This window comes from Vibrio sp. Evd11, from assembly GCF_900382755.1.
Lineage (GTDB): Bacteria > Pseudomonadota > Gammaproteobacteria > Enterobacterales > Vibrionaceae > Vibrio > Vibrio lentus.
This window is the reverse complement of the sequence record NZ_OSDX01000004.1, coordinates 39,084-65,610: the sequence shown is the minus strand read 5'-3', so window position 1 is coordinate 65,610 and position 26,527 is coordinate 39,084. Positions and strand designations below refer to the sequence as shown.

General features: G+C 43.3%; 21 protein-coding genes. 9 read left to right on the top strand and 12 right to left on the bottom strand.

Annotated features, from left to right (window positions below):
• Nucleotides 1-4: 4 nt before the first annotated feature.
• The 9 genes from ED652_RS02510 to yiaK all read right to left on the bottom strand — a co-directional run bounded on the left by ED652_RS02510 (nucleotide 5) and on the right by yiaK (nucleotide 8,159).
• On the bottom strand, nucleotides 5-649 hold the full coding sequence (locus ED652_RS02510; RefSeq protein WP_122053398.1) for a 3-keto-L-gulonate-6-phosphate decarboxylase UlaD: 645 nt from the start codon (nucleotides 647-649) through the stop codon (nucleotides 5-7).
• The gene (locus tag ED652_RS02505) at nucleotides 642-2,135 is read right to left on the bottom strand and encodes an FGGY-family carbohydrate kinase (protein WP_122053397.1); all 1,494 of its coding nucleotides are present in this window, start codon (nucleotides 2,133-2,135) and stop codon (nucleotides 642-644) included. The genes ED652_RS02510 and ED652_RS02505 overlap by 8 nt, the downstream gene beginning before the upstream one ends.
• Nucleotides 2,135-2,623: a YhcH/YjgK/YiaL family protein gene (locus ED652_RS02500; protein ID WP_122053396.1), complete on the bottom strand. Its 489-nt coding sequence runs from the start codon at nucleotides 2,621-2,623 to the stop codon at nucleotides 2,135-2,137. The genes ED652_RS02505 and ED652_RS02500 overlap by 1 nt, the downstream gene beginning before the upstream one ends.
• A 47-nt stretch (nucleotides 2,624-2,670) precedes the next feature.
• The gene (locus ED652_RS02495; RefSeq protein ID WP_122053395.1) at nucleotides 2,671-3,549 is read right to left on the bottom strand and encodes a Cof-type HAD-IIB family hydrolase; all 879 of its coding nucleotides are present in this window, start codon (nucleotides 3,547-3,549) and stop codon (nucleotides 2,671-2,673) included.
• Nucleotides 3,550-3,559: 10 nt separating this feature from the next.
• On the bottom strand, nucleotides 3,560-4,270 hold the full coding sequence (locus ED652_RS02490; protein WP_076677315.1) for an L-ribulose-5-phosphate 4-epimerase: 711 nt from the start codon (nucleotides 4,268-4,270) through the stop codon (nucleotides 3,560-3,562).
• A 98-nt stretch (nucleotides 4,271-4,368) separates the two neighbouring features.
• Nucleotides 4,369-5,343 (bottom strand): DctP family TRAP transporter solute-binding subunit, encoded by a 975-nt coding sequence (locus ED652_RS02485; protein ID WP_122053394.1) that lies wholly within the window; start codon nucleotides 5,341-5,343, stop codon nucleotides 4,369-4,371.
• Between the two features lie 21 nt (nucleotides 5,344-5,364).
• The gene (locus ED652_RS02480) at nucleotides 5,365-6,645 is read right to left on the bottom strand and encodes a TRAP transporter large permease subunit (RefSeq protein WP_017108910.1); all 1,281 of its coding nucleotides are present in this window, start codon (nucleotides 6,643-6,645) and stop codon (nucleotides 5,365-5,367) included.
• The gene (locus tag ED652_RS02475; protein ID WP_122053393.1) at nucleotides 6,645-7,133 is read right to left on the bottom strand and encodes a TRAP transporter small permease; all 489 of its coding nucleotides are present in this window, start codon (nucleotides 7,131-7,133) and stop codon (nucleotides 6,645-6,647) included. The genes ED652_RS02480 and ED652_RS02475 overlap by 1 nt, the downstream gene beginning before the upstream one ends.
• Before the next feature lie 24 nt (nucleotides 7,134-7,157).
• Nucleotides 7,158-8,159, bottom strand: a complete 1,002-nt coding sequence (yiaK, locus tag ED652_RS02470) for a 3-dehydro-L-gulonate 2-dehydrogenase (protein WP_017078567.1) — start codon at nucleotides 8,157-8,159, stop codon at nucleotides 7,158-7,160.
• Between the two features lie 422 nt (nucleotides 8,160-8,581).
• Here yiaK and ED652_RS02465 point away from each other — a divergent pair, with 422 nt between their 5' ends.
• From ED652_RS02465 to ED652_RS02450, 4 genes are all read left to right on the top strand, one after another.
• Nucleotides 8,582-9,769 carry a glycerate kinase gene (locus ED652_RS02465; RefSeq protein WP_122053392.1) on the top strand — a complete coding sequence of 396 codons (1,188 nt, stop codon included), beginning with the start codon at nucleotides 8,582-8,584 and terminating at the stop codon, nucleotides 9,767-9,769.
• Between the two features lie 287 nt (nucleotides 9,770-10,056).
• Entirely contained in the window at nucleotides 10,057-11,508 is a 1,452-nt protein-coding gene (locus tag ED652_RS02460) for a catalase (RefSeq protein WP_122053462.1), read from the top strand.
• Nucleotides 11,509-11,738: 230 nt separating this feature from the next.
• Nucleotides 11,739-12,611: a patatin family protein gene (locus ED652_RS02455; RefSeq protein ID WP_102312584.1), complete on the top strand. Its 873-nt coding sequence runs from the start codon at nucleotides 11,739-11,741 to the stop codon at nucleotides 12,609-12,611.
• Nucleotides 12,612-12,844: 233 nt separating this feature from the next.
• Nucleotides 12,845-13,846: a LacI family DNA-binding transcriptional regulator gene (locus ED652_RS02450; protein WP_122053391.1), complete on the top strand. Its 1,002-nt coding sequence runs from the start codon at nucleotides 12,845-12,847 to the stop codon at nucleotides 13,844-13,846.
• 114 nt (nucleotides 13,847-13,960) lie between these two features.
• Here the strand turns inward: ED652_RS02450 and ED652_RS02445 are convergent, their stop codons facing one another.
• Nucleotides 13,961-15,220 (bottom strand): carbohydrate porin, encoded by a 1,260-nt coding sequence (locus ED652_RS02445; protein WP_122053390.1) that lies wholly within the window; start codon nucleotides 15,218-15,220, stop codon nucleotides 13,961-13,963.
• A gap of 389 nt (nucleotides 15,221-15,609) precedes the next feature.
• A complete protein-coding gene (locus ED652_RS02440) occupies nucleotides 15,610-18,174 on the bottom strand; it encodes a glycoside hydrolase family 3 protein (RefSeq protein WP_122053389.1) in 2,565 nt (854 codons plus the stop codon).
• A 554-nt stretch (nucleotides 18,175-18,728) separates the two neighbouring features.
• Between ED652_RS02440 and ED652_RS02435 the strand changes: the two genes are divergently transcribed.
• The 5 genes from ED652_RS02435 (at nucleotide 18,729) to ED652_RS02415 (ending at nucleotide 25,171) form a co-directional block, all read left to right on the top strand.
• Entirely contained in the window at nucleotides 18,729-20,858 is a 2,130-nt protein-coding gene (locus tag ED652_RS02435) for an ADP-ribosylglycohydrolase family protein (RefSeq protein ID WP_102431449.1), read from the top strand.
• Between the two features lie 43 nt (nucleotides 20,859-20,901).
• Nucleotides 20,902-22,152 (top strand): ABC transporter substrate-binding protein, encoded by a 1,251-nt coding sequence (locus tag ED652_RS02430; protein ID WP_122053388.1) that lies wholly within the window; start codon nucleotides 20,902-20,904, stop codon nucleotides 22,150-22,152.
• Nucleotides 22,153-22,236: 84 nt separating this feature from the next.
• Nucleotides 22,237-23,337 (top strand): ABC transporter ATP-binding protein, encoded by a 1,101-nt coding sequence (locus ED652_RS02425; RefSeq protein ID WP_102431447.1) that lies wholly within the window; start codon nucleotides 22,237-22,239, stop codon nucleotides 23,335-23,337.
• A gap of 2 nt (nucleotides 23,338-23,339) precedes the next feature.
• On the top strand, nucleotides 23,340-24,332 hold the full coding sequence (locus ED652_RS02420; protein ID WP_102431446.1) for a carbohydrate ABC transporter permease: 993 nt from the start codon (nucleotides 23,340-23,342) through the stop codon (nucleotides 24,330-24,332).
• A gap of 2 nt (nucleotides 24,333-24,334) precedes the next feature.
• Nucleotides 24,335-25,171 carry a carbohydrate ABC transporter permease gene (locus ED652_RS02415; RefSeq protein WP_060980646.1) on the top strand — a complete coding sequence of 279 codons (837 nt, stop codon included), beginning with the start codon at nucleotides 24,335-24,337 and terminating at the stop codon, nucleotides 25,169-25,171.
• Nucleotides 25,172-25,462: 291 nt separating this feature from the next.
• Here the strand turns inward: ED652_RS02415 and ED652_RS02410 are convergent, their stop codons facing one another.
• Nucleotides 25,463-26,455 carry a 2-hydroxyacid dehydrogenase gene (locus ED652_RS02410; RefSeq protein ID WP_122053387.1) on the bottom strand — a complete coding sequence of 331 codons (993 nt, stop codon included), beginning with the start codon at nucleotides 26,453-26,455 and terminating at the stop codon, nucleotides 25,463-25,465.
• Nucleotides 26,456-26,527: the final 72 nt, after the last annotated feature.

The window sequence follows — 26,527 nt, the reverse complement described above, 5'->3', positions numbered from 1 at the left end:
TGTGCTACCAGTGTTTACCTATTTCAGTATGGAAGTTTTCTGCTATGTCACGACCATTGGTACCAGCTAACGCTCGCCCGGCGATAAATGACTTTGCAGACAGATTCTTAAACAAATGCAGATCGTCTGGCACAATACCACCAGTAATGGATAGTTCAATTCCAATATCCGATAATTTCTGCATTTTTATCAAATCTTCTTCGGTCCAGCTCACACCTGCAAGTTCCGCATCACGTGAGCGGTGATAAATTGCTTGTTTAATACCCATGTCGACCCAAGCTTGTGCATCTTCCAGTGTCCAGTGCCCGTAGAGCTCGATTTGTACCTCGCCATCAAATTCATCCGTCACTTTTTTTGCTGAACGAATAGTTTCGATGTGCGCTGCGGCGCTGACGGTGACCCAATTAGCACCCGCGTCCATTGCTAGGCGCGTTAAAATAGCGCTAGCGTCGGTGATCTTCATGTCACAGACAATGATGTGATTTGGGTACTTTTCTCGTATGACTTTAACGCTGTCTACGCCATGAGAGAAGGCCAAAATAGTGCCGATTTCAATTACATCTAACTTATCTGAAACATGCTCAATTGAGGCGAGTGCTGTGTCGATATCAGTGGCATCCAGTGCCATTTGTAATAAGGGCTTAGACATCTATTTCATCCTCAAATTGTTTAAACAACTGCACCAGTCTTTGATAGTGCTTATATTTCTTTTGGTAAGTGTCGTAGTGTTCAGGATTCGGTTCGACACGTGACGCAGAATTAGTGATGGTTTGAGTACATTCTTTTAATGAAGCGAACTCACCTACGCCGACCATTGCCATCATTGCGGCACCTAATGAACCGGTTTCATCAACGTCTGATATTTCAACGGTCATTCCGGTAAGGTCAGCCAGCATTTGCATCCATACAGGACTCGATGCTGGGCCTCCGGTCACTTTTAGTATGTTTGCTTTTGGAAAACGCTGACGCATACGCTCTAGGTGAATGTTGTGACAGAATAAGATGCCTTCCCAAATGGCTTGAATTAGGTAGCCTTTAGTATGGTGCGATTGCAGACCATAGAAGCCTGATTTTAGGCCAAGCCCTTGGTTAGAGCCGTAAAGGAATGGCACAAAGTAGATACTGCTTGATGCCGGGTCTAATACTTCTACTAAGGCTTGGTTTTGCTGGTGGTTAAGCTCGCCATTTTCACCAAGGTAATCAGCAAACCATTCATAGTTACCCGCAGAAGTTGGGCTTGCTTCATGAATGATGTATTCGTTATCGACGGCGTAATGGCCGTAAACAAAATTGTGGTTTTCTTGCGTTACTTCCTTTGAGATCCCTGACGTTACCGCCCATGTTCCCATTACGTAATTCAAGGTGTCTTCAGAAGAGTTGATTCCAGAGCATATCGCGGTAGATACCACATCAAACAAACCGCCGAAAACAGGTGTGCCCGCTGCCAGTCCGGTTTCATTAGCAACGGCAGCAGTGATTTTTCCTGCTTGCTGTTGAGGTTTTACTATGGGTGGTAGCGCCCCCCAAATTTCTTCAATACCAAAGGTTTCCAGAAGTGCTTTGTCATACTCGCCTTTGAGAGAATTGAAAAAGTTACTTTCTGAAATATTGGTCAGTTCGGCGGCCACTTCGCCCGTTAAGCGATAACGAAGGTAGTCGTGAGACATCATCACTGCGCCGATGTTGTTGTATCGTTCGGCATCGTTTTCTTTGATCCAACGAATAATCGATACAGGGTGACCTGTCCAAAGTGTTTGCAGTGTGGTTGGGTAGATTTCTTGTGCTTTGCCCTTTTCTAACCACTCTTTAACGATAGGTAGGGAACGAGAGTCTGATGACATAATGCCGTGGCCAAGGTTTTGTCCCTCTTTATCAAGAAGGTAAACGCCTTTGCCTTGGGCTGAAATGCTCAAGCCTTTAATAGAGGTTGGTTCTACTTTTGTGACCTCTAAAAGCTGCTTAATGACATCGACAGCATTACCCCACAGTGCGTCTAGGTCGCGTTCAACCCAGCCTTGTTTTTCATTGATGACGCTCGCAGATACGCGGACAAGGCCTTGTTGCTCACCCTTTGCGTTAAACAACGCGGCTTTCATAAAAGTGCCGCCAGAATCAATTCCAATGTAGTAATTCATTATTTGGCTTCCAGTAAATCATTGTGAATTTTCACCACCAGTTTTCTAACGGGTTGGCTGTCATCATTTTTAAGATTGGTGATATGCACGATATTTGGTGTGAACAAATAAAATTGATTGCGTTTTGCATGAATGAAGTTGAGTTCAATTCCTGGGTATTCATAAAACTGAAGGTCACGTTCTTGGTTATAAGGTTGTGCGTTGCTGTGTTCGCCAGTGTCTATAGCCCATGCCATCACTTCAGAACCTTCGAGAATGATCTGCAAGTCAGAATGGTATTTATGGACTTCAGGTTGGAAGTTTCCTAGAGGCTCTTTGTCGTATTCCAATACAACAAACCATGCCTGTTTTGAATCAAAACCAGGGAGTTCGTGGCGACCTATTGCGAGTTTTTCTTGGTCGAGACTGTTTAAGTACTCAAGCACGTTTTGAATAACGACAGGGTACGACTTGCTGATCTGCGTAGGTTGAGTATTTCCGACTAACATAAAATTCTCTTTAAATATAAATAGCTTAATAAAGCCGATGCTTTAAATTAATGGGCCCTAAATAGGCTCTGTAAAAGCGTCGCTAACCCTGTCTTATCATCATTATTTTTAGGCGTGATAAGGTTGGCTGAGCTTTTTACAGTGTCGTCAGCATTCTGCATCGCGATGCCAAGCCCTGCTGCTTTAAGCATCGAAATGTCATTGTGGTTGTCACCAATTGCAACACATTGCTCTAGGCTGATACCTAGTGGTTCAATGTAGCGAGTTAATGCATTACCTTTGCTATTGCCAGCTGCTGCGAAATCGACACGATCAACCCAAGAGCGCTCGCCGTTGAAGTTCTCTTTAACGAAAGGAAGCTCGGCAAATGTGTCGACTTCACCTTCAACGACAAACTTCCACACGTACTCTGAAGTTTTCGCTTCATGATGAAAATCGTCGACCTTTTGAATGTTTGGTCGCTGGCTTTCTGGAAAGGTCTGAGACCACGTCAGTAGCGCTTCCATGTATTCAATAGGGCGTGCTCTTGAGTAGAGCATTGCATCACGTACATACATCACCATCTTCAGATCATGAGCTTGAGATAGCGTGATAAACTCAGCAGCAATGTCTTTGTCGATGGCGTTTTCTTGAATGACCGTATCGTTTTGGTAATCAAAGATGTAAGTACCGTTACAGCAAATTATTGGCGTCGATAAACCAAGCTGATCGTAATAAGGTTTTGCCGCGACATGATGGCGACCCGTAACGATAACCACATGAGTGTGTTGAGCAACTTGCTTGATCGTCTCGACTAACTCTTGGCTAATAGTGTGCTGCGAGTTGAGAACCGTGCCGTCGAGATCCAATGCCAATAACGTGTGCTTATCCAACTTTTGTTTATCCAAATTATGTTTATACAACTTATGCGTAGACAGCTGATGCATGTGTGAGACCTTACTTCTGTCCGTAGTATGAATTCTTTCCGTGTTTACGGTTGTAATGCTTGTCGAGTAACTCTGGTTGAATGGCGGCTTCTGGACTGATGGCACGAGTGGCTGTGGCCATGGCTGCAATCTCTTCCATTACCACGGCATTGTGCACAGCGTCTGAACCATCTTTGCCCCATGTAAATGGTGCGTGTCCTGCGATGATGGCACCTGGCATTGCTTGTGGGTCGATATCGCGTTGCTTGAATTCTTCGATAATCACTAAGCCAGTGTTTTTCTCGTAATCAGACTCGATCTCAGATTTCGTTAGTAGGCGAGTACAAGGCACATCACCGTAGAAGTAATCGGCGTGTGTGGTGCCAAGCGCTGGAATGTCTCGGCCGGCTTGTGCCCAAATGGTGGCGTTGCGAGAGTGTGTGTGAACAATGCCGCCAATGGTTGGGAAGGCTTTGTAAAGTTCAACGTGCGTTGCTGTGTCGCTTGAAGGGTTCAGCTTGCCTTCAATGCGGTTGCCTTCTAAATCCAGAACCACAATGTCATCTGCCGTCATCACATCGTATTCCACACCTGATGGCTTGATGGCAATCACGCCACGTTCGCGGTCGATCTCAGAGACATTGCCCCAAGTGAAAGTGACTAAGCCATATTTAGGAAGTTGCAAATTTGCTGCGAACACGCGTTCTTTGAGTTCTTGATACGTTTTTTGTTCTTGAGACATGGTGTTTGCCCATATGGTATTAAGGTGAATGACGAGCGGATTGCCTAGCTAAAATTTCCTAGCTAAAAAAGAGGGCTAGGCAATCGCACTCAATGGCGTTACTTAGCAGCAACCTTGATCTTGTTGATCATTACATCGCCATTTTTCTCGATGTAAGCGCTCCAAACTGGCTGGATAGCTTGTTGGAAAGCAGCACCATCAACGTCACGGTTTACTTGCATGCCATTCGCTTCGAGTTGAGCAATCATCTGGTCTTCTTTCTGGATGCTTAGCTCACGTTGCATTGCAACCGCTTCAGCGGAGACTTCTTCAATGATTTTTTGCTCTTCATCCGTTAGCTTGTCGAACTTACGTAGGTTCATTGTTAGAACGAGTGGTGAGTAAGCGTGTTGTGTAAGGCTTAGGTATTTTTGTACTTCGTCAAACTTGAAAGATAGCGTTACAGAAATTGGGTGGTCTTGAGAGTCAACAACGCCTGTTTCAAGTGCTGTGTAGAGTTCTGATACTGGAAGTTGTTGCGGGTTAGCACCTAGCTCGTTGAACATGTCGTTTAGAGCTTTAGAACCATTCACACGCATTTGTAGGCCTTCAACATCAGAAGGAACACGAATAGGTTTTTCGTTGTTGGTCATGTTGCGGTAACCATTTTCAGGGAACCCAAGACCTTTAAGACCGAATTTTTCAAAGTTAGCTAAAACTTCTTTACCCGGTTCGCCGTCCAGTACTTTGTAGGCTGTTTGGCGATCTGGGAACATGAACGGCAGAGTGAAGGCCGCTGATTCAGGCATTAGGCCGTTGTAGTTGTTCAAGCCAACCATAGCTAAATCAACGATGCCAGCACGTGAGCCATCGATCATCTGCTTATCACTGCCCAACTGACCTTGTGGGTAGATGTTTACTTTGATTTCGCCATTTGAACGAGCTTCTACTTCTTTCTTGAAGAACAAAGAAAGATCTTGTTGTAAGTCTGACTCTGGTGCTGCGTGCGCCAGTTTTAGAGTTGTAGCGGCAAAAGCGCTAGAGCTCATTGCGATAGTTGAAGCGAGTAAAGTAAGTTTTAGTAGGGTTTTCATTATTATTTTCTCCGTCGAGGATTAACCAATGACAAACGACATTGGCACAGTGATAATGCTTGGGAAGATGACAAACAGTGTGAGCAGAGCCATGTAAGCAGCTATGAAGGGCAATACACCTTTCACTGCGGTCGACATTGGTACTCTCGCTACACCACACACTACGTTTAGTACGGTGCCTACAGGAGGCGTAATCAAGCCAATTGAACAGTTAATAACGAACAGTAGGCCGAAGTACGTTGGGTCAATTCCAGCCATCTTGATGACAGGCATTAAAAGGGGTACAAGGATTAGAATCGTAGGGCTCAAGTCCATAACCATGCCGACACAAAGTACGAGCAACATAATTACTGCCATTAATAGGCGCGGGCTATCCACCAGTGGACCTAACATTTCTGCGAGTTGTTGAGGAAGCTGAGCAACAGTAATTAGCCACGCTGCAACCATTGCACAACCCACCAAGAACATAACCATTGCGGTCGAGCGACCAGCGTTCAGTACGATGTGGTAGAACTTCTTAATCGAGAGCTCTTTGTACACAAACGTAGAGATGAAGATTGCGTAAGTGGCGGCTACTACCGCGGCTTCTGTTGGTGTAAAGATGCCGAAGCGAATACCAACAATGATGATGACTGGCAGCATTAAGGCCCATACACCATCTTTAAGTGCTGCGCGTTTTTCTGCTTTTGTCGCTTTTTCTGATGTCGCTAGGTTTTCTTTGCGAACTGTCCAGCGCCAGACAAACATCAATGTCATACCCATTAACAGGCCAGGAACGATGCCGCCTAGGAATAGGTTTTTGATCGAGATACCGCCAGCAACACCTACAAGGATCAGAGGGATTGAAGGTGGAATAACGGGTGCGATGATACCGCCTGAAGCAAGTAAGCCCATTGAAGGTGCTTCTGGGTATTTCGCTGCTTTCATCATTGGGTAAAGAATACTGACCAAGGCTGCTGCATCTGCTACAGCTGAACCAGAAAGGCCAGCAAGCAGTACCGAAGTCATGATAGCAACGTAACCTAAGCCACCTTGACGGTGTCCTACGTAAGTGGTTGCTAGGCGAACAATACGCTGCGACAAACCACCCGATGCCATTACTTCACCCGCAATGAGGAAGAATGGAATGGCAAGCAGAGTGAAACTGTCGACACCATTAATTAAAGACTGCGCAAGAATGTCTGCACTAAAGAAGTCCATGTGAAGCATCAGCGCCATTGAAGACAATAACAGTGCAAACGCAACAGGAAGACCAAGTAAGATTGAGACAATCAATACCGATAAGAAAATGGCTAACGTCATTATTCTTTCTCCTCATCTAAGCTATCTAGCTGCCAGTCGGGCTTGAAGATTCGAACAAAGGCAATCACGCCCATTAACAAACCTGACACCACACCGGCTAAGTAAAATAATGCTGAAGGAAGCCCTGTAAGCTGAGAAATATCTGACCAATTAGACATCATTTGACGGTATGAACCGACGTAAAGCATGCCGACAGAAATCAGTACTATTACCCAGCAGATACGTCTTAATACGGGTACTGCTTTTGGGAAGAGTCGTTCAGAAAACTCCGCAACAGCGAGGTGTTCACCTCGGCGCAGCACAACGGCAGCACCGAGCATGACAACCCATACAAGACCAAGGCGAGATAGTTCTACAGAGGGACGAAGACCAGAAGAAAAGCCATAACGTAAAACTACGTTAGTAAACACGAGCGCAACCATACAGGTCAGAATGACCGCCATGATGATATCGATACTTTTCCAAATACTCTTAAATACACTTTGCATAACGTTTTCCCTACCTTTGGCTAATTACAGAGACGTAATTTGTTCCCAAATCCCATCGTTGATTTCAATGCCGCCAGCTGCTTCGTGTTTCTTGATGAAGTTTTCAATTTCAGAACCAGCAATCATCACTGAGCCACTTTCTGCAGGCTCTGACTCAAGCACGTAATCACGGATGCGCTTCATCTCTTGTGCGTAAGTGCTTTGATCCATTGTTTTGCTTAGGTCGATAGCGATAAGGAATTGAGATACACCAAACTCACCACCCATATCTTCAGTCAGCGCTGGTACTGAGTGGCCGCCAGTGATTGCCGTAAGCATCATGTCTAGTACGATGGCCATTGATGAACCTTTCCAGAAACCCATTGGAAGTAGGCGTTTGTTTTCCCAAAGCACATGCGGGTCTTTAGTGAGTTCACCTTCATTGTCAAAGCCACCAACAACAGGTAGCTCTTTGTCAGCGAGCACGAAGTTTTGTAGCTGCCCGTAAGAGAACTGACTCATTGAACAGTCAACAACCACGGGTGGATCGCCCGCAACCGCCATGATGAGAGGGTTTGAACCAATACGGTGATCTTTGCCACCCCATGCAGGCATTACTGCGATTGAGTTTGTCGATGCAATTCCTGCGAAACCTTCACGAGCCATTTTCAATACGTAAGCACCGCCACGCATCCAGTGGTTTGAGTTACGCATACCGACCATGCCAATGCCGTAGTCACGAGCCAATTCCATTGCACGTTCTGCACAGATAAGGCCGTTAAGAACGCCAGGGCCGTAGTTACAATCCCATTGCTCTAGTGCACCCATGCTGTTAACGCATTCAGGTTCTGCATTTAATTTGATTTGACCTTTATCTACTTGGTCAATGAACACAGGAAAACGGTTGATGCCATGTGAGTAAGTACCCTCGTTTGCCATTTCAACAAAGCCGGCCGCAAGCTTGGTTGCCATCTCTGGTTTCATATCGCGAGCCAAAAGGATTCGTTCGTATTCTTGTTGTAGTTTTTCAGTTGATACTAAAGGCATCTGTGTTCTCCGATAAGTTGAATTCCATAATACGGAATGAATTATTGTTGTTATTCCGAAAATATTCTGTGAGCAAAGTTACGAAATATTTCCTTATTAAGTTTTTCTCTAATAACTGTTAACTGGTTAAAAAGTGAAACAAAAAGACTGATAAATTCCGTAATGTGGAACAAATGGTGTGATCCATATTGGATTTCAATCAAATATCTGTGGTCAATTGATTGTTGTTTCGTCCCAACTTTGCAAAATGTGGAGATATTAAGGAACAGTAACTTTACGGATCTCGCTTTTACCGTCGTCAAAACTAAAAGGGACGTCACAACAAATGGCAGCTTTGGGGCGCACTAATTAGGGAGCTTTTATACTATTTGGTGTGATTTCTCTTTTTTAAGCTCATTGGTAACACTTACGGATCAACCTCTATGAAAATTGTTATTGCACCAGACTCGTTTAAGGAATCTTTATCAGCGGTATCGGTGGCGGCTTGTATTGAAAAGGGCTTTCGTGAAATCTTTCCTGACGCTGACTATGTGACTTTACCTTTGGCTGATGGTGGTGAAGGAACAGTAGATGTATTGCTACAAGGTTTAGCAGGACAAAAGCGAACCCATCAAGTGGAAGGGCCATTGGGCGCATTGGTTAATGCTGAATGGGCGATGCTTGAACCATCCGATCGCAATCCCAACAAAACGGCATTGATTGAAATTGCTGCCGCATCTGGTTTGGATTTGCTGACGCCAGAGCAGCGTGATCCGTTGATTGCTTCGTCTTTTGGCACTGGGCAGTTGATTTTAGAAGCGATAGAGCAGGGTGCTCAAACGATCATTCTCGGATTGGGTGGTAGTGCGACCAACGATGGTGGTGCAGGCATTGTACAAGCGTTAGGTGGACGCTTGTTAGTTAGCAAAGGGCAAGATAGTAAAGGACGTGAGCTTAGCCGAGGTGGTGCTGCGTTAACGGAGTTAACATCTATTGACCTTTTAGACCTAGATTCACGTTGTGCTGGTATCGAGCTGATCGTCGCGTGCGATGTGGATAATCCGCTGTGTGGTGATAACGGTGCTAGCCATATATTCGGCCCGCAAAAAGGGGCGACACCAGAGCAAGTTTTGATGCTTGATAAGGCGCTTGCGAACTTTGCAAAAATTGCTGAATCGCAAGGTTGTGTTGGTGGCGATGAACCCATTAACAAGCGCACGGGTTATGGCGCGGCTGGTGGCACGCCGATGGGACTTGGTTTGCTATTCAATATGCAGATTAAACCTGGCATTGAGATGGTTCTCGATGTTTTGCAAGCCGATGACGTGTTGAAAGGCGCAGACCTTGTGATTACCGGTGAAGGGCAGATGGACAATCAAACTCTACAAGGAAAAACACCTTACGGCATTGCCAAACGTGCGAGTTTACAGGGCATTCCGACTATAGGCATTGCAGGGTCATTAGGCACAGAAGTCGAAGCCTTATATGGTGAAATGAGCAGCTTGTTCGGAACGGTAAGATCGCCGCAAACTTTGGCAAAAGTATTACAAGAGTCGGAGCTTAACTTAACAAGAACGGCAAGAAATATCGCTGCGACTTTACGGTTAGGTCACAAAATATCGCAAAAATAGTGAGTTGTTATAAGAGTGAGTGAATTCAAAATTTGGTTGTGATGTTACCTAACCTTATGATTATTATATTATAAATATTATTATCAATGTTGAATGATTATGATTTAGATCATTAATTTGATAGGTTTTATCCATGATAACGATAATTACAAACGATTATATTTTACTTTGAGTCAGGCTTATTCTATATCCTTAATTGCTGCGTGGTTTTGTGTGATGAATAACCACCATACAGAAGTGAAGGTGCAGCAAAGATGCTGTACCTAAATGGTAATAAGGAATTGATCATGAGTAAAAAACTAACTACAGCTGCGGGTTGTCCTGTTGCTCATAACCAGAATGTTCAAACTGCGGGTAAGCGCGGTCCTCAACTTCTTCAAGATGTTTGGTTTTTAGAAAAAATGGCGCATTTTGACCGCGAAGTCATTCCAGAGCGTCGTATGCACGCGAAAGGTTCAGGCGCTTACGGTACATTTACTGTTACGCACGACATTACCAAATACACCAAGGCAAAACTGTTTTCTGAAATAGGCAAAAAGACCGACCTGTTTGCACGTTTTACAACGGTTGCCGGTGAGCGCGGCGCCGCTGATGCTGAGCGTGATATCCGCGGATTTGCATTGAAGTTTTATACTGAAGAAGGTAACTGGGACATGGTGGGTAACAACACGCCAGTATTCTTCCTTCGTGATCCTCTTAAGTTTCCAGATCTAAACCATGCAGTTAAGCGTGACCCTCGCACCAATATGCGCAACGCGAAAAACAACTGGGATTTCTGGACTTCTCTGCCTGAAGCGCTTCACCAAATTACCATCGTGATGAGTGACCGTGGTATTCCTGCTACTTACCGCCACATGCACGGTTTTGGTAGCCACACGTTCAGCTTTATTAACGCAGACAACGAGCGTTTCTGGGTGAAATTCCACTTCAAATCTCAGCAAGGTATTAAGAACTTGTCTGATGCAGAAGCGGCACAAGTGATCGGTAATGATCGCGAGAGCCACCAACGTGATTTACTAGACAGCATCGACAACCAAGACTTCCCTAAATGGACGTTGAAAGTACAAGTGATGCCAGAAGCGGACGCAGCGAAAGTGTCTTACAACCCGTTCGACCTTACTAAGATCTGGCCACACGCAGATTACCCATTGATTGAAGTGGGTGAGTTTGAATTGAACCGTAACCCACAAAACTTCTTCGCTGAAGTTGAGCAGTCTGCATTCAACCCTGCAAATGTGGTTCCGGGTATAAGCTTCTCACCAGACAAGATGCTGCAAGGTCGCTTGTTTGCTTACGGTGATGCACAGCGCTACCGTTTGGGTGTTAACCATCAGCATATCCCAGTGAACGCACCTCGTTGTCCTGTCCACAGCTACCACCGTGATGGTGCGATGCGTGTCGATGGTAACTTTGGTAGCACACTTGGCTATGAACCAAATAACGAAGGCCAATGGGCAGAGCAACCAGACTTTGCAGAACCGGCATTGAACCTAGATGGTGCTGCAGCGCACTGGGATCACCGCGAAGATGAAGATTACTTCTCGCAACCGGGTGACTTGTTCCGCCTGATGACGCCAGAGAAACAAGCGATTCTGTTTGATAACACAGCGCGTAACTTAGGTGGCGTGCCTAAAGAGATTCAACTGCGTCACTTAAGACACTGTTACAAAGCCGATCCAGCTTACGGTGAAGGCATTGGTAAACTGCTTGAAATCGATGTAAGCGAATTTAAGTCGTAATCAATAAGTTTGATTAGTTAAATGAAAGGCCGTTGAGTGAATCACTCAATGGTCTTTTTTGATCATGCTGTGTATTAGGTGAGCCATGTAAGTAGTACTAATTACTTGAAAATTAGCATCATTTCTATTGATAGTTTTTACCTATCGAATTGATAAACACATCCCATTATCTTTATAAAATGGACGGGATTATCCTACAGCCATCAGTTTATAAAGTAATAGAGTTTGAGATGAGTAAAAGCGCATTAATCGTTGAAGGTGGGGCTATGAGAGGCATCTTCGCTGCCGGAGTTTTGGACGCCTTTATGCAAGACGATTTCCGTCCTTATGATTTTGCCATTGGCGTGTCTGCAGGTGTGTCCAATCTGGTTGGCTACTTATCTCAAGCGCCTAAACGCAGCTATAACGTGATCACCACTATGGCGACCGATAAGACGTTCTTTAACCCTGCTCGCTTTGCTAAAGGTGGCAATTTGGTCGACGTTAAGTGGTTGTGGGATGAATCTAACCAACGTTATCCGCTTGATTGCGGTCAGCTGTTCTCAAGTGTTCCTTTAATTGCTGCTGTAACTAACGTCGATACTGGCAGTGCCGATTACTATCATATCAAGCCTGAAAACCTTTCTAACGTGGTTGAAGCAACAACGGCTCTACCTATCGCTTACCGTGAAACACCTTGCTTTTCTGGTGGTTGCTATACCGATGGTGGCGTAGCCGACTCTATTCCGGTTCGCGAAGCATATCGTCGTGGTGCGCGAGACATTACCGTGATTCTTTCGCACCCATTAAGCTACCGAATGAAGCCGCAGAAGTATCAGTGGATGCTGAAAAAACTGTTAAAGAAATTCCCAAACATTGCGGAATCGATGGCGGTACGTGCTGAAAACTACAACCAATCTTTAGAGTTCATTCGTAACCCTCCAAAAGATGCGACCATCAAGGTGATTGCGCCACCGGAAGCGTTCGCGGTTAAGCGATTAACCATGGATCAAACTGTTCTGGACGCAGGTTATCATATGGGCGTGAAGGCAGGTGCAGAGCATCTGGCCATTCGCAAAGGCGTTTACGGTTTGGATTCCGAGGATTGTCATTTCTGCGTTTAGCTGCCGCGTCGATTAAGTTATAAATAATCGACTTTTTATCATTGGCATTGCGATAATCCTAATTAAGCATTTATATGGTTTATGACTTTATTTGTTTTATAAAATAAATAAAGTCATTTATTTGTCAGAGAACTATATTTTGTGATTTTGGATTGGATTTTATGGAGTGAATATTAATATGATCTATAACGATTAGTGTGTTGGTACTAATGATTTATTAGGGGTATGAAAATATGGGAAAAGTAACATCTAGAATGATAGCTACGCACGCTAACGTTTCACCTAGTACTGTTTCGAGATACCTTAATCGCAGTTCATTTATTGAAAAGGAAAAAGTTCAGGCTATTGAAAATGCAATGAGTGAACTTGGATATGAACAAAAGAAACCTCATACTCAAGCCGCGGCTCGAACAATGGTTATTGGTGTGCTTTCACCTAGTTACGATAGCAATCACGTAACCAGTATATTTTCAGGAATGAATCGAGCGGTATCAAAACATGTTTATCGAATTAATGTAGAAGTGAGTAATTACGACATTGATCGTGAGCGTCGAATCCTTAAAGATATGGTTGCTAAAAAAGTGGATGGCATGATCGTTATTGGCTCATTTCTAAGCGAGAAGGAAATAAGTCAGTTATTAAAAGGTGCTCCAACATTAATCTTTGGAACACCGGCATTATCGACAAATAATCATGGCAAAAAAAAGTTACCGCAATTAAGTATGGATAATGAACTGGGAGCCTATTTAGCTGTAAACCATTTGATTCAAAAAGGTCATCGAAATATCGTACATCTTAGAGGGCCGAAAGATAACAGCGATGCAGATGCTCGTTACTCTGGTTTTGTTAGGGCAATGGAAAGTGCAGGGCTTTCAGTGGAGCATGATTTAGTCACTTGGGGTGATTTTGACTCAGAAAAAAGTAGCCAAGCTGTTCGTCAACTTGTCTCTAATAATCATGAGTTCACAGCAATATTTGCTTGTAATGATGAAAGTGCATTTGGTGCCATGCACGGTCTCTATCGAGAGGGACTATACGTACCTAAAGATGTGGCTCTAATAGGGTATGATGATATGCCACTTTCAAGTTATACCGTTCCACCGCTTACCACTGTTCGGTTACCTTTTGAGAAAATGGGCGAGTTATCCATAGCATACATATTGGATCTGATATCAGGTAATAAACCGAAATATAAGATGCCAACAATACAGCTTATTATTCGAGAGTCCACCTAGACTGAATATTTTAGACTTTGGCAGAGATAAAAAGGCAGCTACTTAGAAAAGTAGCTGCCTTTTCTTTTTAATATGCCCTATGGACTAGGCAGAAAATCAAGATGGGGTTACTTATTACCACCAAGCTTCAAACTGAGCGCCGAAGCTAACAGAGTCGAACTTGTCGTTTGCTACGGAAGAGTGCTCGCCAAAAGAGACTTCGCTCCAATGCGTGTCTTTCTCTGCGTATGTTACGTATAAGCGGATATGAGGTACATCACCAAAATGGAATTTTTGAGAAAGTGTCGCTTTAGCTGATGTATTTGTACCATCATAAGTCTTTGATTTTGCTTGTTGGTAACCAAGTTCTACCTCAGTTTGAGTGAACGAGCTCCAGTTGTAGCGTGGGCGAATACCCGCATTGAACCATTCTTTGCCATCTTTGTTATCAAAGTCCATGTCAATGTCTTCGAATGCAATAGAATAGCCAGCGCTCCACTTGTCGTTGAATGTGTAGTTACCGTGGTTAAACAGTCGAACACTGCTGCCAGGTGCTTCAACGTTAACGATCTGAGTTCCAGACCAACCAGCAACACCAATACCGTCGGTATATTGCAACGTTAAGATGTTATCAAAACCCGCAAAGTTACCGCGGTGAGAAGCCGTTAACATGTAACCGGTCGTTTGAGCGTTCGTGACGGTCTCTTTTAAAACTTCATCATCAACGACACTAGCAAGGTTAACACCAAGTGCTAGCTTACCGCCCGGTACTTCGATGTTATGAACACGTAGCTCTGGAAGGTGGACAGCGGTAATGAATCGCTCATCTTCTGCTGGTGTATCACCGGGGTTTGTCATCTCGCCGTTGTTGTAGTTATAAGTGACATCCATCAACATACCTGGCAATTCGATGTCACGAAGACCAAAGCCACGGCCGTAGTTATCCCAATACTCGTAATCTAGCATGTCATCAGCAATAGAACGTGGGTAGAGTTTACCCGCCCACATACTTGTTACGTCGCTGCCGAACACACCGTGCAGTTGTCCCCAAACTTGCATCACATCGAAAGAGTCAGAGATGCCACCACCAAACTCTTGAACATCATGCCAAGAACCTATCATGACGCCAATTTCTCCGCGTTGACTACCTTCAGAGAAAAGATCTGATTTAAGACCAAACTCTAGCCAATCGTCTTCGTTACCTAAGCGATATTTACCCGCGGCACCTTCAGCGGATATGTAATCAGGGTGACCATTTCCGTTACTGCTGTTTGGTGAAATATGAGCACCAGCACGCATGTAACCAAAGAAATCAATATCAGAGGTTGCCATTGCACTTGATGTGAAAAGCATTGCACCACAAGCTAAGGCTATTTTAGTTGGTTTAAATTTCATTTTATACCTATATTTATTAAAGGACTAATTAATAAAAGATTTTATTAATTATTGTCAGTGTTTAAGCCTGTTTTTTTATCGGCTAACCCTACTGATTGGATGGAAGTATTCTATATTTTGTTATAGGTAGTTTAATGTGAGGAGAATAGAGTTTTTAAAATGGCTTTATATTTACCATATCAAAACGGTTCATGGTTAACTTTATGTTTTTATTGGAATAAATTAAATCTCCCTTGCTTGGTTTCATGACTGTTTCTCTATGTGAGATGAGGGTCAATATATTTATTGAACTGTTTTTTCTATTTTTTTGTCAAGGAAAATAAAAGCCCACGTATTTTTGTGGGCTTTTTTTTAATTATAAAAAATTACATGTGACAGAAATTAAATTATTAGGCATTCCATGAGATATTTGCAAGGACAACATTAAGCTTACCTTTTGTATACAGCATAAATGGTGTATCTAAATATCGTAAGTCAACACCTTGGTCGATAAAGGCCTGACAAGGAACAGAGACTTTAATAAAATCATCGCTTTCAATTAATAGCTCAGTAATATCAACAGATGCGACTCCAATTGGCTCTTCGTTCTTAGTCCATTTCTGTAGTGACAATTTAACAGGCTCGGTTGGTGCCTCTTTTACTTTAATTTCAAAGGTAATTGACCCGTTACGATATTGAGAGAAATCTTCTACCGAACCGTCTCCGACTTGGATATACGTCGCGCCAAATTGCTCATTAAAGTTGACCTTAATCGCATCTTGTTGCTGTTCATAGTTATAGGGTTCGGTGTTAATCGCTTCAATCGCCATTGGGTTGTTTCTTGAAACTTCAGAACCGATCCAATGTCCGAGGTCTGAGATTTTTAAGTTGTAGTCGCCAATGTTTGAACGAACCCCGTACAGATGCTTAGATTCAGTTGCCGTTTCTGTTTGGTTTACAACATCAATATCCAGTTCAATGTTATCAAGGTCGCGTGTTTGCTTACGATCAGTATAGTTAAGGCCGTATCCGTATTCGAACAGTGGAGCGTGTTCACCGTTTGGATCTTGCTCGTTCTCTGGGCAAACATAGTTAGGTATGTGCTGTGGAATGCGGTTAACTGTCACACTGCGCTTTTTGTTTGGCCAAGAGTATGAAAGTTGACCAACAAAGTCATAACGAATATTGTCATTTTCATCACGAATGAGGACATCGGTGATACCCATGCCTTCGCTACCAGGAAGGAAAGCGGCTACGAATGCTTCTGATTGAGCGATTTCTTCGTTGAGGTAAAGAGGACGACCACTAAAGAAAATGCTAATGACTTTAACGCCCTGCTTATTTAATTTAGCGACTTTCTCGCAATCCGATCTATAGCTGCGTTTGAGCTTTGAAAACTCCAGCGATTGCCACGCTTTGATATCTCCCATCATTTCAGCGTAAGGATCTTCGCCAAACACAACGACAGCGACATCACCTGCTTTAATATCTGAACTTAAATCTAGGTCAAAGGTTACGTTCTCTGTTCCAAGTTCAGCTTCAAGTGCCATTTTAACGGTTGTTGCACCAGGGAAATCGTCGAGTGTATTTTCATCCCCTTGCCAGGTTAGGTTCCAACCACCGGATTGTTTTTGTAAATCGTTAGCAGCGCTGCCGGTTAGAATGATTTTCTGGTCACGAGATAGAGGAAGAATATCATTGTTGTTTTTAAGCAAGACAAGAGATTTACGCACAGACTCACGGGCAATCTCACGGTGAGATTGAGCACCAAGTTGCGCTTGTTTTCCAGCAAATTGGCGTAGGCTAGGGCGAGGCTTATTCCATAATCCAGCACGCATTTTCACACGCAGAATGCGGGTAACGGCATCGTCAATACGAGCCATAGAAATAACGCCGCTATTTACTGCTGACAAGGTTGATTTTATCACCCCTTTCCAGTGTTCACGAACTGGAACCATAAGAACATCATTTCCCGCATTAATCGCGTAAACGGCGTCAGTATCGGTACACTTACTTACCTCTGCATGGCCGTTCCAATCGGTAACAATTAGGCCATCAAAGCCCATTTTTTCTTTAAGTACGTCGGTAAGCAGGTACTTACTTCCGTGAATTTTTAGGTTGTATTCTTCACCTTGTTCAGGTGAATGGTCATAGTTCGCATTATCTTCCCAGCTATTGAAAGAAGACATGACCACCTGTGCACCTGCTTCTAGGCCACTAAAGTAACCCATCGCATGGATGTTGATCAGGAGCTCTTCACTGTAGCCATTTACACCACGATCGATACCTGTGCGTGTACCACCGTCACCGACAAAGTGCTTAACGTTTGAAAGAACACGTTCCTCGCTTTTTAATTGCTCCGCGTCACCTTGTAAGCCCTGTACCATTTTCGCGGCATACTCGAAGGTCACTGCAGGATCTTCAGAGTAACCTTCATAAACGCGGCCCCAACGATAATCACGTGGTGTTGCTACGGTTGGTGCAAATGTCCAATCAAGGCCGGTTGCTACAACTTCACGAGCGGTTACTTCACCAATACTATGGATTAGTTCAGGATCTCGAGCACATCCCAATCCGATGTTATGAGGAAAGACTGTTGACCCGAATACGTTGTTGTGACCATGAACCGCATCGGTTGCCCATACAAAAGGTATTCTAAAGCCACGACCTTCAAACATTTTTTCTGTTGCTTCCCAGAACGTATCTGCGCAATCAGCCCAATCTTGAGCAGAAGCATGTTTGTTTTCGTTTGGCCAAGCGCCGCCACCGTTAAGAATCGAACCGAGTTTATATTCGTACACTTCTTCAGGTGTCACTTCACGCAGGTTAGGTTGGATCATCTGTCCAACTTTTTCTTCTAGTGTCATTTGTTGAAGAATTTCAATTATTTTATCTTCAATAATAGGATCTTTCTTAATAGCTGATTCAATCGTTGGCCAATCCTTAAAATAAGGAAGACTATTTTTAATTGTCATTATAAACACCTAAATAATATAAATTGATGGATTTCTAATACGGCGGATACTACCTTTGAAATTCCCCTTTTGTTTGTGATCGTGATCTTGTTCTTATGACTCAAGGTTTTATATTACTCAAAACTAAATTCGGTACACATTTTAGTATGATTCCATGAATTGTTTTTATGCTATCAATATTTTTTTATATAAATTCAGTGATTTATTGTGAAATTTATTATTCTTCTAGTACGAGGTTAGCGATGGTGGATAATTGCGAGTGATGTGAATTATGAAGTTGTATGAATTTTGTTCAAATATAGGCCGTATTAGCGTGACGTAAATCGTTTTCAACCAGTAATGCGTGAAATCATTCAGTTTTAATTGATTTTAATTGTTATTTATCAGTTGTTTACTGTGAATTGTTTTTTGATGGTGTAAATGGCTCGAGAATAACTTTTAGTGCTTGGATCACAATTTATATAGGTATAACTCTGTATCATCCGCATCAGATGAGAAGTTCTTTATTGCTTCCTTAAATATAAAGTAACAATAATATTAATAGCGTTGGAGGTATGATGTATAGCAAAGGTTTATACCGTAAAATATATTCTGGAATACTAGGTAAGATTGTCGGTGTATATGTTGGAAGGCCTTTCGAGGGTTGGGATTATAGTCAAATAAGTAAAACCTTTGGCGATATCAATTGCTATGTAAACGAAGAAGTCAATCACCCTTTGATTTGTAGCGATGATGATATTACCGGTACATTTATGTTCACTCATGCTCTAGAAGATCATTTATTTCGTAAGGACTTCTCTTCAGTACATATCGGTCAAACTTGGTTAGATATCCTGATCAAAGGGAAAACCGTTCTTTGGTGGGGCGGGTATGGTCAATCAACTGAGCATACAGCTTGGCAAAATCTAAAAAATGGTATTCCAGCCCCAAAAAGTGGTTCAATCAAAACGAACGGACAAACAGTCGCGGAGCAAATTGGCGCTCAAATCTTCATTGACGGTTGGGGAATGCTTAACCCAAATATGCCGGATAGAGCAGCAAATATGGCTCGTGAAGCTGGTTTAGTTAGCCACGATGGTGCTTCGGTTGACGCTGCAGTTGTTATTGCTGTGATCGAATCCTTAGCATTTAACGAAACGAATCTAGATACATTGATTGATTCGGCACTGAGTCATATTAGCCAAGACAGTATCATCCAAAAAGTCATTGCAGATGTGCGCCAATGGCACAGTGAAAACCCACAGGATTGGCGCTACGCTTTTACTCAACTTCGCGAAAAGTATGGCTACGATAAATTTGACGGTACATGCCATGTTGTTCCTAATCATGGATTGATCATCCTTTCTCTACTTTATGGACAAGACAACTTCCACAAAGCGATGATGATTGTTAATACCGCAGGGTGGGATACAGACTGTAATGCAGCAAACGTTGGTTGTATTAACGGCATTCGTTTAGACCTAGACAGTATTAATGACGGTTATGACTGGCGTGGTCCTGTTGCTGATCGTATCTTGTTACCTACAGCTCACATTCATGAACATATTTCAGATGCGCTGCGTGAAGCAGACAAAATGATGGAATTGGTTGTCCGCTGGCATACCGGTGAAACACTACCGAAAAAACCGCGTTTCCACTTCTCTCTTCCGGGCGCAGTCCAAGGCTTCCAATTAGACAGCAAACATAACCATGTAAGAACAGCGGCACTGTCTAATCCAGATAGTGCATTGACGATTGATTACAAAAATCTGATTTCCGGTGTTCCACTGAAAGTCAAAACAGCCACGCATACAGACAAAGAATGCAAGGTTAACGAATCATCTTACCATGTTGTTGGCAGCCCAACGCTTTATCCTGGTCAAGATGTTGTCGCGGAACTTGAACTTACAAAAGAAGCAAATGCTGACGTCGATGTTCGTTTGTTTATCGAAATGTACGATACAGCGCTAAACATCACGACAGTTTCAAGCGAGTTTGTGCGATTAAATGCTGGTGAGCGAAATAGCCTTCAATGGGCGATTCCTCAGGCTAACTTCAAGATGATTGCGAATATTGGCATCGAGATTACCGGTACTATAGAAAGCTCGCAACACGGTCAAATCAAGCTTCACTCTCTAGACTGGACAGGTACGCCGACTCAGACGATTGGTTTTGATAATACGCCGCACCATGAAATTTGGGAAAGTAGTTTCATTAATACGATGGACACCAAAATCAAGTTTGATAATCAAGACATCTACCGTTTCGTAAATGATGACATCACAGACCCTGGTGTATTCGCATTTGGTAGCCAAGATTTTGAAGACTATGAACTGAGCATTCGCTTGGTACCGCAAACAAAAAATGCGTTTGGTCCTATCGTTCGCTACCTCGGCCTCACACGTTATTACCGAATAGAACTGACAAAAGATGACACCGCTATTTTGATGCATGAATCATTTGGTGAATCTCGTATTATCGCTGTCGCCCCGTTTGAGTGGCAACCGCATAATGCTTATGAGTTTAAGGTCAAGGCTGTAGATGACCATTTTGAATGTTCAATAAATGGTGTTGATACCTTTAGTGTTAAAGACGCAGCGATGCCAGAGACATTCAAATGCGGTGGAATTGGGTTCTATAACTCATTAGGCCCTGTTCACTTTACTGATATGAAGATTATTTCTGTTGACGCTCTTAATAGCTAATACGGTGTTAAAGCCGAATACTCTACAAACAATAAGGATAGGTATGAAAAAGTTACAATTAAGCACTGTATCTGGCGTTATCGCTGCGGCTCTATTTTCTACGGCTGCGCTTGCTGGAGAGCAAGTGACACTTAATGTCGCTGCATTTGCAAACTATGACCAAGTTGTTCGCTTGATTACGCCTGATTTTGAAAAACAATATCCGAACATCAAAATTAACCTACGATCGCTGTCGTTCCAAGATCACCACACCGCTCTGACAACATCACTGTCTACAGGCGCTAACGTACCTGATGTTGCTGCACTAGAAGTGGGCTTCATTGGTCGTTTAGCAAATGCTGGTGGCTTAGAAGATCTAAACCAAGCCCCTTATAATGCGGGTAGTTTCGCCGAGAGATTCTCACCATTTACTGTACCACTAGGTAAAAATAACCGCGGTGAGCAAGTGGCTATTCCTGTGGATATTGGTCCGGGCACGATTTTTTACCGTTCTGATGTGTTGGAATCAGCAGGAATTAGCGCTGAAGAGATGCTGAAAGATTGGGATAGCTTTGTCGAAATGGGCAAAAAGCTAAAAGAGAACAACGGCAGCTACATTGTTGATAACGCTTCGACAGCAATGAAAATTGTACTACGAAGCGGTTTAGACGAAGGTCAGTCCGTTTATTTTGGTGAAGACAATAAGATCTTAGTTGAAAGTGACCGTTTCAAAGAAGCGTTCCGTGTCGGCAAAGAGCTGTTTGGTAACGACTTGTCTGCAGAAGTAAACCAGTGGAGTACCGAGTGGAACGAAGGTCTGCGCCGTGGTGATATCGCGACTCAAATGTTCGGGTCTTGGTTTGTTGGACACATTCGTGACTTTATCTCTCCTGATACTGATTATTGGCGTACTGCGCAACTACCAGGTGGCACTTACGCAAGCTGGGGTGGAACATTCTTATCAATTCCAGCACGAGCTGAGCATAAAGAAGAAGCGTGGACATTCATTAAGTACATGTCTGATCGCGTTGAAACTCAGGTTGCAGCACTAGAGTTCGGTACATTCCCTTCTTCTGTTGAAGCGCAACAAGCGCCTGAAATGAACGAAGAGATGACCATTCTTGGTAATCAGAAAGCGCGCTTGATCTGGCGTGAATCGGCAGAGCGTATTCCTGCTATTTCAGCTCACCGTCACGACCCAATTGCAGAGCGCATTATTGATGATGCATTTGAAAAAGTGATTAACCATAACGTCGATATCGATAAAGCGTTGTCAGATGCAGCTAAATTGATTAAGCGTCGCGCTCGTCGTTAATTTAAAAATAAATAAACTTTGCGGCTACGACTCTTGTAGCCGCGTTTCTCGCTAGCAAGTTCCACTTTTCTAAAGGTACAAATAATGAGTTCCGTTACTTTCGAAAACGTAAAAAAAGCGTACGGTCAAACGCAAGTAGTTAAGCAATTCGATCTTCATATCGATAATGGTGAGTTTGTGGTTTTTCTTGGCCCATCTGGTTGCGGAAAATCAACGACACTTCGTATGCTTGCTGGTCTAGAAGACATTACTTCAGGCGATATTCGAATTGGTGATCGTTTGGTGAATGATCTTCATCCAAAAGATCGCGACACTGCGATGGTGTTCCAAAGCTACGCGCTGTATCCGCACATGACAGTGGAAAAAAACATCGGTTTCCCAATGAAAATGGCCGGTGTTAAAAAAGAAGTCATCGCTGAACACGTTAAAGAAGTAGCTGAATCGTTAGAGCTTACCCCCTTGTTGAAGCGCTACCCAAAAGCACTCTCTGGTGGTCAACGCCAGCGTGTTGCTATGGGGCGTGCAATGGTTCGAGTGCCATCGGTATTCTTGTTTGATGAACCACTGTCTAACCTTGATACTAAACTTCGTGGAACCATGCGTGCTGAGATTAAAGCAATGCATAAGAAGATTAAAACTACGACACTGTATGTTACTCACGATCAGGTTGAAGCAATGAGCTTAGCTGACCGAGTCGTTATCTTAAAAGATGGTTATGTTTCGCAAGTAGGTACACCAAAAGAAATCTTTGAATCGCCTTGCAGTAAATTTGTGGCGACATTCATTGGCGCGCCAGAGATGAACATTCTTTCTGCACGAGCAACGTCATCAGATGACACGATTGTGACAGTGGGTGAGCAAACCGTTACGTTAAATAAAACACACGATTTGCCAACATTTGATATCGAATATGGTATTCGCCCAAGTGATTTCTATCTAAATCGTCAAACGGTTCAGTCTGACAATATTGGTACCTTAACAGTCACCGTTAATATGGTTGAGCTTCTGGGTTCAAATTACCACCTTCACTGTTCTTTGGACGGACAAAATATTCTGGCGGAAGTTGAATCTCCAACGGGCTTAGAAGAGTTAGAAAATCAGCAAATCGAACTTTACTTCGACCTAAACCGTACACACCTGTTTGACCTAGAAGGTCTTACAATTACTGGCACTGCGCAGGGGTAATTATGTCTGACGCTATTATAACTAAAAGTGAGCCTGTACAAACTGTCTCTCGGATAGAGAAGCTAAAGGCCAATAGCCACAAGTGGATACCGTACGTATTCATCAGCCCATTCTTTATCGTATTTGCAATTTTTGGTTTATTCCCAATGTTGTTCTCTCTGTTTCTATCGTTCCACTACTGGGAGCCAGCAGCAGGATTTGGTGCAATGGAGTGGGTAGGGCTTGAGAACTACATCTTTACTCTTGGTGATGATTGGTTCCATACATCTCTATACAACACGTTTTGGATGGCACTTGCTTCGGGTATTCCACAGCACTTAGTGGCGATTCCTTTAGCATTCTTTATCCATACCGCTTTCAAGCGTGGTCGTAATACCATCATGGGTTTGTATTTCTTGCCATACATTACTTCGACGGTAGCGGTAGCGATGATCTTTACTACGCTATTCTCTCGTGACTATGGCTTGATCAACATGATGTTGACCTCTATTGGTACGATCAGCATTGGTGACTTCCAACCGTTTGCGATCTTATTCCCAACGGAAAATATTGACTGGAATCAGCCTGAATACACTAAGACGATGGTGTCGTTTGTTGTTTTCTGGCGCTATGTTGGTTGGAATACCATTTTGTACTTATCAGCAATGCAGACAATTCCTAAAGATCTTTATGAAGCAGCAACGATTGATGGGGCAACCAAGCTTAAGCAGTTCTTCTACATTACGCTGCCTATGCTTAAGCCAATGATGTTCTTTGCAGTTACGCTTTCCATTATCGGTAGCCTACAGATCTTTGAAGAACCATTCATTATTACCGATGGTACTGGTGGTATCGACCAAGCTGCAAAATCGGCCGCGATGCACATGTACATCACTGCATTCCAAGAGGGTGATTTTGGTACAGCGTCAGCAATATCTTGGTTCTTATTCTTAATAATTGCGGCCCTTACGTGGGGTAATAACAAAATCTTTGCTGATAAAGAGAGCGAGAGCTAATCATGAAAATCAAATTTACACTTAGTGAGCTTGTCGCGTACGGATTTGTCATAATGGGCGCGTTGATGATGCTGATACCGTTTTACTTTATCTTCATCTTTGCGACTCACGATAACCAAGCGATTCTTTCTGTCCCACCGCCAATGTGGTTTGGTGATCAGCTGGGCGTGAACCTTAACGCTCTGATCGGTTATCTTCCGCACTTTTGGAAGAATTTAGGTTGGTCATTCTACATCGCACTGATTACGACGATATTGAATCTACTGTTCTGTTCATTGGCAGGTTATGCGTTCGCAATGTTCGAGTTTAAACATAAGAACCGTCTGTTCGTGTTTGTAATGGCTACGATGATGCTGCCAGCGTTCTTAAGTATGATTCCTACCGCTTTGATCATGTCTTGGTTAGGCTGGATGAACACACCAAAAGCGCTATATATTCCAATGGCGGTGGGTGCGATGGGGATCTTCCTTATGCGTCAATACATCAGCTCTGCAATTCCAAGAGAGTTGATTGAAGCGGCTCGTATGGATGGGTGTGGTGAATTCTCGATTTTCTTCAGAATCATTATTCCTTTGATCACACCAGCATTGGGAACATTAGGTCTGGTGACATTCATTGGCCAATGGAACAACTTTATGGGCCCACTTGTTGTTATGAACGACATGGAGATGTTCACGCTTCCACTAGCCCTTCGTTCACTGCAAGGCAGTACGGCGCTTATCCCTTACGGCGCGATGTTTACTGGTATTGCGGTCGCGGTTTTACCATTGATGATCTTGTTTGCTATCAGTTCTCGACAGCTGATTGCAGGTCTAACGTCCGGTGCTGTCAAAGGCTAGAAGTTCAGTTTTGATTTGGAGTAACAATATAGACTTAAGTACAAAACTTGTTCTGTTTATTATCAATAGACTATAAATAGGTGAGATTTTTTACTATCTGAATAATGTCATTACAACGACTTTTCAGTTGAAAAAGCACTGTGAAGCGCTACCAAATGATTGGTTTTATCATCAGAAGGTCAAGACATTTGAAGACAGTGAACTAAGACGTATTAAATAGACGAAAGAGCCACGCGAGTTCATTTTTTGGGCTAGCGTGGCTTCATATTTAATCTAAGAGCAACTCAGCTATTAAACCAGTTCGTTGCAGCTGGTGCTGCCTGTAAAGAAGGCATCAACACTAGTTAGCGTTGTATTGGCGATATTGAACAAAGCATCTTTAGTTAAGAAAGCTTGGTGACCAGTGAACAATACGTTGTGACAAGCAGATAGGCGACGGAATACGTCATCGACAATCACATCGTTAGATTTGTCTTGGAAGAACAGCTCTTTCTCGTTGTCGTAAACATCAAGGCCAAGCGCACCAATCTTACTTTGTTTCAACGCTTCAATTGCAGCGGTTGAATCAAGCAACTCACCACGACTGGTGTTGACGATCATCACGCCATCTTTCATTTTGCCAAATGCCGTTGCATCCAACAGGTGGTAGTTCTCTTTACTCATTGGGCAATGCAGAGAAATCACGTCAGACTCTTTATAAAGCTCGTCGAGTTCTACGTATTTCGCGCCCAGTTCTTTTGCCAATGGGTTCGGGTACGGGTCGTAGCATAGGATGTTCATGCCTAGACCTTTCAGAATACGCATGGTTGCTAGACCAATTTTGCCAGAGCCGATCACACCGACCGTTTTACCGTGGAGGTTAAAGCCAACCAAACCCTCAAGAGAGAAGTTCGCATCACGAGTGCGTTGGTATGCTTTGTGTAGTTTACGGTTCAAACACATCATCATGCCGACCGTGTGTTCTGCTACCGATTCTGGTGAATAAGCCGGAACGCGAACCACTTGAAGGCCAAACTCTTTGGCTGCGTCTAGGTCGACTTTATCAAAACCTGCACAGCGCATCGCAATCAGCTTAGTGCCGCCTTTCGCTAGAATCTCTAGCACATCTCGAGATAGGTCGTCGTTTACAAACGCACAAACCACTTCGTTGTCGTGCGCCATTTTTGCTGTTGTTGTAGTGAGTCGAAAATCGTGAAAATGGAACTCGGCGTTGAGTTCGCCTTTTGCAAGTTCAAATGATTTTTCGTCGTATGATTTTGAGCTAAAAAAAGCAATGTTGAGCATGGCTTCCTCTCTTACCTAAAATATAAATAATCCACTTATTCATTATCTGAAACGGGATTAAAACTAATAACT

Coding starts and splice junctions, on each gene's coding strand:
- ED652_RS02450 (WP_122053391.1), top strand. CDS start 12,845: ATGGGAAAAGTAACATCTAGAATGATAGCTACGCACGCTAACGTTTCA.
- ED652_RS02510 (WP_122053398.1), bottom strand. CDS start 649: ATGTCTAAGCCCTTATTACAAATGGCACTGGATGCCACTGATATCGAC.
- ED652_RS02505 (WP_122053397.1), bottom strand. CDS start 2,135: ATGAATTACTACATTGGAATTGATTCTGGCGGCACTTTTATGAAAGCC.
- ED652_RS02475 (WP_122053393.1), bottom strand. CDS start 7,133: ATGCAAAGTGTATTTAAGAGTATTTGGAAAAGTATCGATATCATCATG.
- ED652_RS02420 (WP_102431446.1), top strand. CDS start 23,340: ATGTCTGACGCTATTATAACTAAAAGTGAGCCTGTACAAACTGTCTCT.
- ED652_RS02425 (WP_102431447.1), top strand. CDS start 22,237: ATGAGTTCCGTTACTTTCGAAAACGTAAAAAAAGCGTACGGTCAAACG.
- ED652_RS02455 (WP_102312584.1), top strand. CDS start 11,739: ATGAGTAAAAGCGCATTAATCGTTGAAGGTGGGGCTATGAGAGGCATC.
- ED652_RS02490 (WP_076677315.1), bottom strand. CDS start 4,270: ATGTCTCAAGAACAAAAAACGTATCAAGAACTCAAAGAACGCGTGTTC.
- ED652_RS02410 (WP_122053387.1), bottom strand. CDS start 26,455: ATGCTCAACATTGCTTTTTTTAGCTCAAAATCATACGACGAAAAATCA.
- ED652_RS02500 (WP_122053396.1), bottom strand. CDS start 2,623: ATGTTAGTCGGAAATACTCAACCTACGCAGATCAGCAAGTCGTACCCT.
- ED652_RS02480 (WP_017108910.1), bottom strand. CDS start 6,645: ATGACGTTAGCCATTTTCTTATCGGTATTGATTGTCTCAATCTTACTT.
- ED652_RS02465 (WP_122053392.1), top strand. CDS start 8,582: ATGAAAATTGTTATTGCACCAGACTCGTTTAAGGAATCTTTATCAGCG.
- yiaK (WP_017078567.1), bottom strand. CDS start 8,159: ATGCCTTTAGTATCAACTGAAAAACTACAACAAGAATACGAACGAATC.
- ED652_RS02460 (WP_122053462.1), top strand. CDS start 10,057: ATGAGTAAAAAACTAACTACAGCTGCGGGTTGTCCTGTTGCTCATAAC.
- ED652_RS02430 (WP_122053388.1), top strand. CDS start 20,902: ATGAAAAAGTTACAATTAAGCACTGTATCTGGCGTTATCGCTGCGGCT.
- ED652_RS02495 (WP_122053395.1), bottom strand. CDS start 3,549: ATGCATCAGCTGTCTACGCATAAGTTGTATAAACATAATTTGGATAAA.
- ED652_RS02440 (WP_122053389.1), bottom strand. CDS start 18,174: ATGACAATTAAAAATAGTCTTCCTTATTTTAAGGATTGGCCAACGATT.
- ED652_RS02485 (WP_122053394.1), bottom strand. CDS start 5,343: ATGAAAACCCTACTAAAACTTACTTTACTCGCTTCAACTATCGCAATG.
- ED652_RS02435 (WP_102431449.1), top strand. CDS start 18,729: ATGATGTATAGCAAAGGTTTATACCGTAAAATATATTCTGGAATACTA.
- ED652_RS02445 (WP_122053390.1), bottom strand. CDS start 15,220: ATGAAATTTAAACCAACTAAAATAGCCTTAGCTTGTGGTGCAATGCTT.
- ED652_RS02415 (WP_060980646.1), top strand. CDS start 24,335: ATGAAAATCAAATTTACACTTAGTGAGCTTGTCGCGTACGGATTTGTC.